A 12524-nucleotide genomic window follows, 5' to 3' on the forward strand; every position below is an offset into this window, starting at 1 on the left:
CTACGGGCCGGGTGCGCGACGCGGCATTGGCCGGTCCGCCGCGAAATCAGGTCAGGTCCCACACCTGAACCGTCGACCCGGCCGAAAGAGCGTCGACATCCTCGGCGATCTCGAGCAGACAGTTCGCCGAGGCCAGCCACCGCAGGTGGTGTGAGGCCGGCGGTCCGTAGCTGATCACCGTCCCGGCCGCCGCGTCGAGCACGCCGCGACGGAACTGGCGTTTTCCGCGCGGCGAGCTGAGGTTCTCGGTCAGCACTGCGTCCCGGCGCGGCCGGGCGGGGTTCGGCAGCCCCATCGCGGCGCGCAGCGGCGCGCGCAGGAACACCTCGAAAGAGACCAGCGCGCTGACCGGGTTGCCGGGCAGCGTGACGATCGGGATGTCCCGCTGCAGTGATGCGGGCGAGCCCGCGGCGGTGATGACGCCGCAGCCCTGCGGCATGCCCGGTTGCATCGCGACCTTGACGAAGTCCACCGACCCGCCGTGGCCCGATGTCGCAGGCGTCGGAGCTCCGAGCGCATCCTTGACGACCTCGTACGCGCCCGCGCTCACCCCACCCGTCGTGATGATCAGGTCGGCGTCGCCGGTGTGCTCCGCAAGGGCGGCGCGGAACGATTCGACGTCGTCGCCGGTCATGGGGGAGGCCACCACGTCGGCGCCGGCGTCGCGCAGCGCCGCGGCGAGCATCACCGCGTTCGATTCGTAGATCTGACCGGGTGCCAGGGGTGTGCCGGGTGCGACGAGCTCGGTGCCGGTCGACATCACCAGCACACGTTGGCGCGGTATCACCGTCAACTCGGCAAGACCCAGTGCGGCGGCCAACCCGAGCGCGGCCGGTGTGACGAGCTGGCCCGCGCGCAGCACGGCAGTACCGGCCGTGACGTCCTCACCAGCGCGCCGGATGTGCTGGCCGTCCTTCGCGGCTGCGCGGATCTCCACGGTGTCGGTCGCCGCGTTCGTCGCCTCCACCGGCACCACCGCCGTCGCGCCGGTGGGAAGCATCGCTCCGGTCATGATCCGGTGCGCCGCACCGGGGTTCAGCGTCAAAAGGTCAGTACGGCCGGCGGGGATGTCCTCGGCGACGGGCAACCGGACCGGGTTATCGGGCGTGGCCGAAACGACGTCGTCGACCACGACGGCGTAGCCGTCCATCGCGGAGTTGTCGAAACCGGGCAACGACATCGGCGCGACGACGTCCTCGGCCAGCACCAAGCCCAGCGAGTCGGCGATGGGAACGCTGACCGCTGGACGGGCCGTGATCAACGCGGCGACGACGCGCTGATGCTCTTCGACGGTCCGCATCAGACGGGGTACGTGACGCCGGTCAGTTCCTCGGACATGGTCCACAACCGGCGCTGTATGTCTTCGTCGTGCGATTGTGCGCTCGAGGCAACGAGTTTCGGATGACCCTTCACCTCGCCGATACCGTCGGGGCCGTAGTACTGCCCGCCCTGCACGCCCGGGTCGGTGGCAGCGCGAAGCGTGGGCAGCGCACCCTTGTCCGCGGGTTGGGTGAAGATCTTCCACACTATGTCCGGAACGAAAACCGGTATGTAGCGCATCAATTCGGTGTCCGAGAACCCGGGATGGGCAGCGGCCGCGATGGTCGGCGCGCCGTCGGCTGCCAGACGCCGCTGCAGTTCGTAGGTGAACAGCAGGTTGGCCAGCTTGGACTGTCCATAGGCTTGAACCCGGTTGTATCCGGTCTCGAAGTGCGGGTCCTCGAAGCGGATTCGAGCCATGATCCGGTGGCCGACGCTGCTGACCGTCACAATGCGCGACCCGTCGACGCTGCGCAGGTTGTCGAGCAGCAGGCCCGTCAACGCGAAGTGGCCGAGGTGGTTGGTGCCGAACTGCATCTCGAAACCGTCTTTGGTGGTCTCGCGGCTCGGCACGTACATCACGCCTGCGTTGTTGATCAGCAGATCGATGCGTGGGTGCGCGGCGCGCAGCTCGTCGGCGGCCCTGCGGACGCTGTCCAGCGAGGAGAGGTCGAGTTCCTGCAGGCTGACCACGGCGTCGGGACTCGACTTGTTGATGCGGTCGACCGCTTCCTTGCCTTTGTCGAGGTTGCGCACCGCCAGCACCACCGCAGCGCCCGCGCCTGCCAGGGCAGCCGCGGTGTCATAACCGAGCCCGCTGTTGGCGCCTGTCACGATCGCGGTCCGCCCGGACTGGTCCGGCATGTCGGCCACGGTCCATTTGCTGCCCATGACGATCAACATACTCAGCGGCCGATGGACCCGCGGTTACCTAGGCTGGACGCCTGATGACCGAAGTCGTGGAATTCTTGGACCCCGCGAACAAGCCGAGCCGCAAGGCGCCACTGGTGTGGGCGATCGGGGCGGCGATCCCGTGGTCGTTCGCGGTGCTCGGACAACTGGTGTGGTTGGCGGTGGACCCGCGGCCCTGGTGGGTGCATGCGCTCGCGGCGCTGGGCACGCTGCTCGGCATCGTGACGTTCGTCGTCGTCGTTCCGTGGTGGCGGTACCGGGTGCACCGGTGGGACATCGATCCGCGGGCGGTGTACACCCGCACCGGTTGGTGGACCCAGGAGCGCCGCATCGCGCCGATCTCGCGCGTGCAGACCGTCGACACCGAACGCGGTCCGCTGGACCGGTTGTTCGGGCTCACGAACGTGACGGTGACGACGGCGTCGTCGGCGGGCGCGGTCCGCATCGTCGCGCTGGACACCGACGTGGCCGACGCGGTCGTCGCCCGTCTCACCGACATCGCCGCGCTGGGAACCGAGGACGCGACGTGACAGTGACCGGGTGGCAGCAGCCAGCTGGCGAGGAGTGGCAGCGCCTGAGCCCCCGGATGCTGTTGGTGCACCCCGTGCACGAGGTGATCCGTCAGCTCCCGGTGCTCGTCGGCACGTTGGTGCTCGGCTCGGCGACCGGTAACCCGCTTCTGGCTGTCGCGGTGCTGGGCATCACCGTCGCGATCGGCTTGGCGCGCTGGTTCACCACCACATTCCGCGTCGGGCCGAGCGATGTGCAGCTGCGCACCGGTGTGTTGCAGCGCAAGGAACTCTCGGTGCCGCGCAACAGGATACGGTCGGTGTCCACCGACGCCCGCCTGCTGCACCGGTTACTGGGGCTGACGGTGCTGCGGGTCAGCACCGGCCAGGAGGCCAGGGGTGACGCAGAGTTCGCGCTCGACGCCGTGCCCACCGAGCAGGTCGGCAGGCTGCGCGCGGTGTTGCTGGCTGAATCCCTTGCGGTGGAGGAGGACAAGCCGTCGGAACCCGGTCGCGTGCTCGCGCGGTGGACGCCGTCGTGGTTGCGCTACAGCCCGCTGAGCTTCACCGGCCTGGCGATGATCGCCGCCGCGGTCGGCGTGGCGTATCAGGTGGGCGTCGACAGCGGCGTGCACGAATCGGGCCTGGCCCGATCGTGGCTCGACACGGCCAGGAGCCTCGGCGTGGCGGCCGGCATCGCGCTCGGCGTGGCGGTGCTTGTGCTGGCCTCCGTCGTCCTCTCGGTGCTGCAATCGTTGTTGACGTACGGCAACCTCGAATTGCGAAGGGACTTCGAGGTGCTGCATCTGAAATACGGGCTGATCCGCGTCCGCGAAAACACCTTCGACATGCGCCGTCTGCGCGGCGGCACGCTCCGGGAACCGTTGCTGGTGAGGCTGTTCGGCGGCGCACGCCTCGACGCGGTGATGACCGGTGTCGGCGGAGGGGGTGAGTCGTCGCTGTTGTTGCCGCCGTGCCCCAAGCGCACCGCCGACGAGGTGTTGACGAATCTGATCGAATACCCCGACGCGGTGACCGGGCCGCTTCGTGCACACGGCCCCGTCGCCACGCGCAGGCGCTGGACCCGGGCGATGGTGCTGCCCGCCGCGGCGGTGGTGGCGCTGTTGGTGGCGCCGACGCCGATATGGGCGTGGGTGCTCTGGGTTCTGTTCTCCGGGTGCTGCGCGCTGCTGGCGTTCGACCGCGCACGGTCGTTGGGGCATCGCGTGGGAGACGGTTGGTTGGTCGCGCGTACGGGAAGCCTGCAGCGCCGCCGCGACTGCATCGACGCTTCGGGCATCATCGGCTGGACCGTGCGCCAGACGTGGATACAGCGGCGCGCGGGGGTGGCGACACTGGTGGCCGCGACGGCCGCCGGGGTCAAGCACTATCAGGTGATCGACGTACCCGCGGCGCTGGCGTGGTCGATTGCGGCGGAGGCGTCGCCGTGGGTGGCCGACACAGCATGGGCGCGCCGATAGCCGGACCCCTGGGTTCGCAGCACCCTCCACATGAACGCGGGTGCGAAGAGTTTCGCCGGCGGATCCACCATCCCTAGAACGCGCAGGAACCGCAGCGTGACCGCCGCATCTGTTTCGCAGGCCGTCAACACGCGTTCCAGGTAGGCGTTGCTCAGCCGGATCGACAGTGGCACAGTTCCTTCGACTTCGGGCAACGCCAGATCCGATCCGACGGCGGTCTGCCATGCGATGCGGATCGTCTTGGCGCTGGACCGGAAGAAGCGGCGGGCCAGATTCCTGTCGCCGCGCCGCAGGCAGTCGCGCAGCACGGTCGCCTCGACGGCCGCGACAGTCATGCCCTGTCCGTAGATGGGGTTGAAGCTGCACACCGCGTCCCCGAGCACCAGCAGCCCGTCCGGCAGCCGGCGCATCTTGTCGTAGCGGCGCCACCGGTTGGACGGCACACGGTAATTCACCACCGGCCCGAGCGGTTCGGCGTCCGCGAGGGCGGCCAACACATCTGGCGGCACGAAATCATCGACGAAATCCAGCATTTCAACGGCCGTATCCGGTACCTGGTGGCCGGCCATGGCTCCGATCGCGAACATCGTGGCGTCGTTCTCGTAGCACGCGGTCGCGAACATTCTGGGCCTGCCGTGCTCCGGCATGATCGCGATGAAGTGCTCGGCGATCCTGCCGGGTCTGATGCGCACCGGCTGGCAGGCGTACGCCAACTGCACGACCACCTCGTCTACCGGCGGGCGGTCATAGCCCAGTTGTTCGAGGAACAGCGGTGTCCGGGAACCGCGCCCGGTCGCATCGACGACGAGGTCGCCGTCCAGCATTCTCACCTCGCGGGTGTCACGGTCGATCACGTCGACGCCCGTCACCCGGCTGCGGTCGGTTGTCGCCCGCAGAGAGACCACGTCGTGCCGCTCCAGGATCGTCACGTTGGGGACCTCGCGCATGCGCCGCAACACATGCCAATCGAGAAACGGTCGGCTCTGGAAGTAGAAGGGCATCGAGTCGGGGGAGGGGCATCGGCCCGACTGCACGAGCCGGTGGCCGCCGGGCGAGAAGCAGAGCTTGGAGTAGTCGCCGTCCCATTTGACGGCGCCGTCCGCGACGAGTTCGTCGAGGATGCCCGGCAACAACTCCTCGAGCACCTGGGCCCCACGCGCGAGCAGGGCGTGGATCAGCTTGCCCTGCGGGACTCCGCGCCTGGGCGTGGGCCCGGTGGGCAGCGCGTCGCGCTCCACCACGGTGACCGTCCGATAGCTGTCCGCGAGAACCCTGGCGGTGAGCAATCCCGCCATACTCGCGCCGAGAACGACCGCTCGTTCGCCTACGACTGGCATCGCTCACCCCTCACCTCGAGATCCGTGGTCCGGTATCGGCCCTGGTAAGGAACAGTTTTCGGCGTCCAGCGAAGGCGCACTAGCGTAGGCCACTACTCGAATCCGTCAGACCTCCACGATTTGCGCGCACGCTTAGGCCGTTTACTGTCGGGCCATGGCTATCGGTGGGGTGCTGTTCGACATCGATGGCGTGTTGGTGACCTCGTGGCGTCCGATCGAAGGCGCGGCACAGACGGTCCGTTCGTTGACCGACAACCAGGTCGCCTGTGCGTACCTGACCAACACGACGACCAAGACCCGCGTGCAGATCGCCGAACTGCTCTCCGAAGCGGGGATGGCGGTCCGGCCCGACGAAGTCATCACCGCCGCGGTGCTGACCGCGCAATACGTGCGCGACCGGTATCCGGATGCGCGTTGCTTCCTGGTCAACAGCGGGCAGATCGCCGAGGACATGCCCGGCATCGACATCGTCTACTCGCACGAGTACAGCGGTCCCCGCGCACCGGAGACCCCGGACGTCATCCTGCTCGGCGGTGCGGGTCCGGAGTACAGCCACCTGACGTTGTCGTGGGTCTACGACTGGATGGCCCAGGGCGTGCCGGTGGTCGCGATGCACCGCAGCACCGCATGGACGACGACCGACGGATTGCGCGTAGACACCGGCATGTATCTGCTCGGCATGGAGGAGACCTCCGGACGCAAAGCCACCGCGGTCGGAAAGCCCGCCCCCGAGGGCTTCCTCGCCGCGGCGAGTCGGCTCGGGGTCGAAGCCGACGAGATGTACATGGTCGGCGACGATCTCAACAACGACGTGTTGGCGGCGCAGGTGGTCGGTATGACCGGCGTGCTGGTGCGCACGGGCAAGTTTCGCCAGGATACGTTGGATCGTTGGGCGGCAGATGAATTCGCGATGCAGCCGAATCATGTGATCGACTCCGTGGCCGACCTGCCGCAGCTTCTCGGACTGTAGGGGGACATCGATGTGGGAGCGCGTGCAGCAGCTGTTGCTGCAGCGGGGTATCAACACCTACCTGGAGCTGGCGCTGTGGATCACGCTGGTCTACATCGTGATCGGAGTGGGTTACGCGATGTTTCACATCGAGCTGATCGGCCAGCTCGAGGCGGCGCTGTCGGGTGACTTCACGATCTTCGCCAACATCGCGGCCCTGGTCGTGGCCGTCGCACTCTGGCCGCTGCTGTTGATCAGCTCGTGGGCGTGCGGGGTGGCCGGGTGCGGGGTTTTCTGACGATGACTTTCCGTGCCCGCCGCGGTCTGTATCAACATGACAGAACAACGCATCCACGCGACCACAACCGTCAACGCCCCGATCGAGACCGTGTTCGAGGTGCTCGCCGACCCGTCGACGCACCAGGCGATCGACGGCACCGGATGGGTCCGCGAGCCGCTCGACGGTGAATCCCTGACCGAGGTCGGCCAAGTCTTCCGGATGGGCATGTACCACGACAACCATCCCGAGAAGTACTACGAGATGGCCAACCGGGTCGAGGTTCTCGACCGGCCGCGCGCCATCGGGTGGCTGCCAGGCCAGGGTCCCGAGCAGCGCGGCTATCTGATGAACGGCACCGAACTCCAATGGGGCGGATGGCTCTGGCGATACGACCTCGACGCGGTGGCCGAAGACCGGACGGCGGTCACGTTGACCTACGACTGGTCGAACGTGGCGCCGGACATGCGCGACATCGAGTTCCCGCCGTTCGAACCGCAGCACCTCGACAACTCGCTGAAGAACCTGGCCTCGCTCGCCGAGTCGCGCGGGCAGGACCGCTAGGACTGCAGGCTGCGTACCGCCTCGATGCGGGCGCGGAGCTGATCGGTCGTCGCCGCCGCGACCGCCGGGCCGCCGCAGATCCGGCGCAGCTCCTTGTGGATCCAGCCGTGTGGTTTACCGGTGCGGTGGTGGGCGATGGACACCAGCGTGTTGAGTTCCTTGCGCAGCTCGCGCAGTTGGCCGTGGGTGGAGACCCGCGGCACCTCGCCGGAGGCGGTCTGGCGGGTGAGTTGTTCTTCTTGCCTGCGTCGCAACAGGTCCCGCATCTGGTCGGGGGCGAGCAGGCCGGGGATGCCGAGGTAGTCGGCCTCGTCCTCGCTGCCGACGGCCGCTGCCGTACCGAACGACGAGCCGTCGAAGATCACCTGGTCGAGCTCGGCGTCGGCGCCCAACATCTCGAAGCCGTTGTCGGTCTCGCCCGGCTCGTCCTTCGTCTTGTTGGCGTCCTCGAGGGCCGCGTCGTCCCACTCGCCCTGTGACTCGCGGTGCGGCTTGCCGAGCACGTGGTCGCGCTGTGCCTCCATCTCGCTGGCCAGGTCGAGCAGCGCGGGCACCGACGGCAGGAAGATGCTCGCGGTCTCGCCGGGGCGCCGGGAGCGGACGTAGCGTCCGATCGCCTGGGCGAAGAACAGCGGGGTCGACGCGGACGTCGCATACACGCCGACGGCGAGTCGCGGCACGTCGACACCCTCGGAGACCATGCGCACCGCGACCAGCCAACGGCTCGTGCCTGTCGCGTATTCGGCAATGCGGTCGGAGGAGCCGGGGTCGTCGGACAGAACGAGCGTCGGCGCCTCCCCGGTCAGCGTCGTCAGCACCTTGGCGTAGGCGCGGGCGGCTTTCTGGTCCGATGCGATCACCATCGCGCCCGCGTCGGGCACTCCGCCGTTGCGCAGCTGGGACAGCCGGGTGTCGGCGGCCTGCAGCACCGCCGGAATCCACTCGCCGTTCGGGTCGAGCACCGTGCGCCAGGCCCGCGCGGTCTGTTCGGCGTTGAGCGGTTCGCCGAGGCGCGCCGAAAACTCCTCGCCCGCACTGGTGCGCCAGCGTGCCTCACCGGAGTACGCCATGAACACCACGGGCCGCACCACCCCGTCGGCCAGCGCGTCGGAGTACCCGTAGATGTGATCGGCCCGCGACCGCATCACGCCGGTGCCGTCGGGCTCATAGGTGACGAAGGGGATCGGGCTGTCGTCGCTGCGGAACGGTGTACCAGTCAGCGCCAGCCGGCGGGTGGCGTCGTTGAACGCCTCGCGCATGGCCTCGCCCCAGCTCTTCGCATCGCCGCCATGGTGGATCTCGTCGAAGATGACCAGCGTGCGGTAGTTCTCGGTGCGCACCCGGTGCCGGGTGGGGTGGCTGGCCACCTGGGCATAGGTCACGACGACGCCGTGGTACTCCGACGAGTGGTGCGCGGCGCTGTTGGAGAACTTCGGGTCCAGCGACAGGCCGAGCCTGGCGGCCGCCAGCGCCCACTGGATCTTGAGATGCTCGGTCGGCACGACGACGGTGACGCGCTCGACGGTGCCGTCGGCCAACAGCTCGCCGGCCACGCGCAGGGCAAACGTCGTCTTACCCGCGCCGGGGGTGGCGACGGCGAGGAAATCGCGCGGTTTGGCGCCAAGATACCGCACCAATGCCCGACGCTGCCAGCCTCGCAAAGCCTGGGTGTCGGGCGCCGTGTCTGCCCGCACCCAAAGACTCCTCACTGATCGGACAGCAGCCTAGCGCAACGGATTACGGCCGCGCATCTCTGCGTGGCGTGTCGCCGGACCGCCGGTGTGGCGAACATGACCGGCGGCTGCAAACCACCGTTGAGCGCCGCGCCGCCGCCGCTGCGTCGCGACCCGCTGCGAGGTGCCCGCAGCAAACACCGTGCTTGTCCTGGCGCGAGGTGGGTACTCTGCGCCAACCATGTCGGCAACCCCCACTACCCCCAGCGACGACATCGACCCGTGCGTCCGTGTCTTCGGTACCCGCGTGCACAACTTACGGGGCGTCGACGTCGCCGCCCCGCGCGACGCGCTGGTGGCGTTCACCGGCATCTCCGGTTCCGGCAAATCGTCGCTGGCGTTCGGCACGATCTACGCCGAGGCGCAGCGCAGGTACTTCGAGTCGGTGTCTCCGTACGCGCGGCGCCTGTTACTGCCGACCGGTGCGCCCAAGGTGGACGACATCACCGGGCTGCCCCCAGCCGTGGCGTTGCAGCAGCGGAGGGGGGCGGCCACCTCACGGTCCACGGTCGGCACCGTCACGACGCTGTCCAACCTGCTGAGGATGCTGTTCTCCCGTGCCGGGACGTACCCGCGCGGCGCCACCGAACGACTCGACTCCGACGCGTTCTCCCCGAACACGGCCGTCGGCGCCTGCCCGAAGTGTCACGGTCTCGGCCGGATCCATGAGGTGACCGAGCAGACGCTCGTCCCGGACCCCTCGCTGACCATCCGCGAGGGCGCCGTCGCGGCGTGGCCGGGCGCCTGGCAGGGCCAGAACCTGCGCGACATCCTCATCACGCTGGGGTTCGACATCGACAAGCCCTGGCGGAAATTACCCAAGCGGCAACGTGATTGGATATTGTTCACCGACGAGCAGCCCACCGTCGAGATCGATCCGAGCCAGCATCCGGTCACGGCTGACTACTACTACAACGGAACCTTCTCCAGCGCCGAACGCCACGTCCGGCACACGCTGGCGAACTCGCAGAGCGCGATGATGCGCCGACGCGTCCTGCAGTTCGTCGACAGCGTCGAATGCGGGGTGTGTCACGGATCCGGGCTGCGACCCGAGGCGCTGAAGGTCACCTTCGCGAATCGCACCATCGCCGACTACGTGGCGATGCCGTTGGCCGAACTCGCCGATGCGCTGCGGTCGACCGCGGCCCGCAAGGACGCCGCCCCGGCGTTCGAGTCAACCGCATCCGGTGAGTTCACCGAGGTCGCCACGATGATCGCCGCCGACCTGGTCGCCCGCATCCAGGTGCTCATCGACCTCGGACTCGGCTATCTGACGCTGAACCGCCGCACTCCCACCGTGTCACCGGGTGAACTGCAGCGGCTGCGGCTGGCCACGCAGCTGCGAGCCGGATTGTTCGGGGTGCTGTACGTGCTGGACGAGCCGTCGGCCGGCCTGCATCCCGCCGATGCCGAGCCGTTGCTCGACGTGCTGGATCGCCTTCGGCGAGCGGGCAATTCGCTGTTCATCGTCGAGCACGACATGGATGTCGTGCGCCGAGCCGACTGGATCGTCGACGTCGGGCCCGGCGCGGGGGAGCACGGAGGGCGGGTGCTCTACAGCGGACCCGTCTCCGGGCTGAAGGACGCTGACGAGTCGATCACCCGTCGGTACCTGTTCGGTGACCAGGCGGCCGAACCGCGGACCCCGCGCGAGCCGTCGTCGCGGCTGCGATTGCGCGGCATCTGTTTTCACAATCTGCGCGACGTGGATGTCGACCTGCCACTCGGCGTCTACACCGCGGTCACCGGTGTGTCCGGTTCAGGCAAGTCGACGCTCGTCGTCAAGGTTCTCGGTGATGTGGTGAACCGCCATCTGGGCCGTGCCGTGGGTATGGCCGAAAGCGACAGCGACACCGACGATTCCGACGCCGAGATCGTCGACCTCGATCACGACGCCAGCATCGGGGTCAGGGCCGAGGGCGTCGAGGGGATAGACCGACTGGTCGCCGTCGACCAGCGGCCGATCGGGCGCACCCCGCGTTCGACGCTGGCCACCTACACCGGCCTGTTCGACGCGGTCCGACGGGTATTCGCCGCGACGCCGGCCGCACGCCGCCGGGGCTGGACGGCGGGCCGGTTCTCGTTCAATGTCGCAGAAGGCCGATGCGAGACCTGCCAGGGGGAGGGCTTCGTATCGGTGGAACTGCTGTTCCTGCCGGGCACCTACGCCACCTGCCCGACGTGCGGGGGTGCCCGCTACAACGAAGCCACGCTGCGGGTGCGCTACCGCGACCACACCATCGCCGACGTCCTGGCCATGACCGTCGACGAGGCCGCACAGTTCCTCGAAGACATCCCAGGTGCCTCGCGCAGCCTGACGACGCTGCGTGAGGTCGGGCTGGGATATCTGCGTCTCGGTCAGCCCGCCACCGAACTGTCCGGAGGCGAGGCCCAACGCATCAAGCTGGCATCGGAACTGCAGCGGCCCCGTCGCGGCCATACGCTCTACGTCCTCGACGAACCGACGACGGGACTGCATCCGGCGGATGTGGATCTCCTCGACGCCCAACTGCATCGCCTCGTCGACGCGGGCAACACGGTGGTGGTGGCCGAACACGACATGCGGATGGTCGCCGGGGTGGATTGGGTGATCGACCTCGGACCGGGCGCGGGCCACGACGGCGGCCGCGTCGTCGCGGCGGGCACACCGCAGAAGGTGAGCCGGGCGAAGGGCAGTCGCACGGCGCCGTATCTGGCCGCGCGGCTGGTCACTCGATGAAGAAGTTGTCGTTGGTAGAGCGTGAAACGGAGCGAGCGCCCCGGTCTCTTGCGAATATACGGAACGTAGGTCCCGTCAGTATGTTCTCCCGAGGTGACGACGTGAGTGTGACCGGTCGAGCGCCGCGTGCCGACGCCCTGCGCAATCGCGCCCGCGTGTTGGAGGTCGCTTACGACGCGTTCGCGACCGACGGCCTCGCGGTGCCTATCGACGAGATCGCGAGGCGCGCGGGTGTCGGCGCGGGCACGGTGCACCGCCACTTCCCGGCCAAGGTGGACCTGTACCGCGCGGTCGTCGAGAACCGCATCGACAGCCTCGTCGCCGAGGGTCGCGCCCTGACCGAGGATGTACCGCCGGGGGAGGCACTGTTCGTCCTGCTGCGCTCCCTGGTCCTGCATTGGGGAGCGGCCGATCGCGGCCTGAAGGACGCCCTGGCGGGAGAGGGCATCGACGTCGCAGCGGCCATCCCGGAGACCGAGCGGGCCTTCCTCGACCTCCTCGGCGGCCTGCTCGAGGCGGCTCAGGATGCCGGGACCGCCCGGCGCGATGTCGACGTGCTCGACGTGAAGGCGATCCTTGCCGGCTGCTTCGCGATCCAGGACGCCAATCCCGAAGAAGCCGAGCGGCTCACCGAGGTGGTACTGGACGGCCTGCGAGCGGCCTGAACGGGTCGCATGCGATCTTGCACTCGCCATGCCCGAGTGCTAGAAAGGCAATTGGCAC

11 protein-coding genes are annotated in these 12524 nt (G+C 68.5%); 7 read left to right on the plus strand and 4 right to left on the minus strand.

Annotated elements, in window-relative coordinates:
• Positions 1 to 46: 46 nt before the first annotated feature.
• Entirely contained in the window at positions 47 to 1300 is a 1254-nt protein-coding gene (gene glp, locus A5759_RS19080; RefSeq protein WP_068200393.1) for a gephyrin-like molybdotransferase Glp, read from the minus strand.
• Positions 1300 to 2211, minus strand: a complete 912-nt coding sequence (locus A5759_RS19085; RefSeq protein ID WP_068200640.1) for an SDR family NAD(P)-dependent oxidoreductase — start codon at positions 2209 to 2211, stop codon at positions 1300 to 1302. Before A5759_RS19085 ends, glp begins: the two co-directional genes overlap by 1 nt.
• A gap of 56 nt (positions 2212 to 2267) precedes the next feature.
• Between A5759_RS19085 and A5759_RS19090 the strand changes: the two genes are divergently transcribed.
• Together A5759_RS19090 and A5759_RS19095 are read left to right on the plus strand one after the other, a co-directional pair.
• Complete coding sequence (locus A5759_RS19090; RefSeq protein WP_068200396.1) at positions 2268 to 2762, plus strand: PH domain-containing protein; 495 nt, start codon at positions 2268 to 2270, stop codon at positions 2760 to 2762.
• A 56-nt stretch (positions 2763 to 2818) separates the two neighbouring features.
• Complete coding sequence (locus A5759_RS19095; RefSeq protein ID WP_156616975.1) at positions 2819 to 4222, plus strand: PH domain-containing protein; 1404 nt, start codon at positions 2819 to 2821, stop codon at positions 4220 to 4222.
• On the opposite strand, the gene A5759_RS19100 is transcribed toward A5759_RS19095, so the two are convergent.
• Positions 4132 to 5559 (minus strand): NAD(P)/FAD-dependent oxidoreductase, encoded by a 1428-nt coding sequence (locus tag A5759_RS19100; protein WP_068200402.1) that lies wholly within the window; start codon positions 5557 to 5559, stop codon positions 4132 to 4134. The two genes, A5759_RS19095 and A5759_RS19100, sit on opposite strands and share 91 nt — an antisense overlap.
• 154 nt (positions 5560 to 5713) lie before the next feature.
• Between A5759_RS19100 and A5759_RS19105 the strand changes: the two genes are divergently transcribed.
• From A5759_RS19105 to A5759_RS19115, 3 genes are read left to right on the plus strand one after another with little or no spacing between them, the layout of a single operon-like run.
• Entirely contained in the window at positions 5714 to 6529 is an 816-nt protein-coding gene (locus A5759_RS19105) for an HAD-IIA family hydrolase (RefSeq protein ID WP_068200404.1), read from the plus strand.
• Between the two features lie 10 nt (positions 6530 to 6539).
• A complete protein-coding gene (locus A5759_RS19110; protein ID WP_066845598.1) occupies positions 6540 to 6806 on the plus strand; it encodes an addiction module protein in 267 nt (88 codons plus the stop codon).
• Between the two features lie 36 nt (positions 6807 to 6842).
• Positions 6843 to 7349: a polyketide cyclase gene (locus A5759_RS19115; protein ID WP_068200643.1), complete on the plus strand. Its 507-nt coding sequence runs from the start codon at positions 6843 to 6845 to the stop codon at positions 7347 to 7349.
• On the opposite strand, the gene A5759_RS19120 is transcribed toward A5759_RS19115, so the two are convergent.
• Entirely contained in the window at positions 7346 to 9043 is a 1698-nt protein-coding gene (locus tag A5759_RS19120) for a DEAD/DEAH box helicase (protein WP_068200408.1), read from the minus strand. The two genes, A5759_RS19115 and A5759_RS19120, sit on opposite strands and share 4 nt — an antisense overlap.
• 220 nt (positions 9044 to 9263) lie before the next feature.
• Here A5759_RS19120 and A5759_RS19125 point away from each other — a divergent pair, with 220 nt between their 5' ends.
• Positions 9264 to 11801 (plus strand): excinuclease ABC subunit UvrA, encoded by a 2538-nt coding sequence (locus A5759_RS19125; protein ID WP_068200411.1) that lies wholly within the window; start codon positions 9264 to 9266, stop codon positions 11799 to 11801.
• A gap of 101 nt (positions 11802 to 11902) precedes the next feature.
• Positions 11903 to 12466 (plus strand): TetR/AcrR family transcriptional regulator, encoded by a 564-nt coding sequence (locus A5759_RS19130; protein WP_068200645.1) that lies wholly within the window; start codon positions 11903 to 11905, stop codon positions 12464 to 12466.
• Positions 12467 to 12524 lie beyond the last annotated feature (58 nt).

The organism is Mycobacterium sp. 852014-52144_SCH5372336 (assembly GCF_001665615.1).
In the GTDB taxonomy this organism is placed as follows: Bacteria; Actinomycetota; Actinomycetes; order Mycobacteriales; family Mycobacteriaceae; genus Mycobacterium; species Mycobacterium neumannii_A.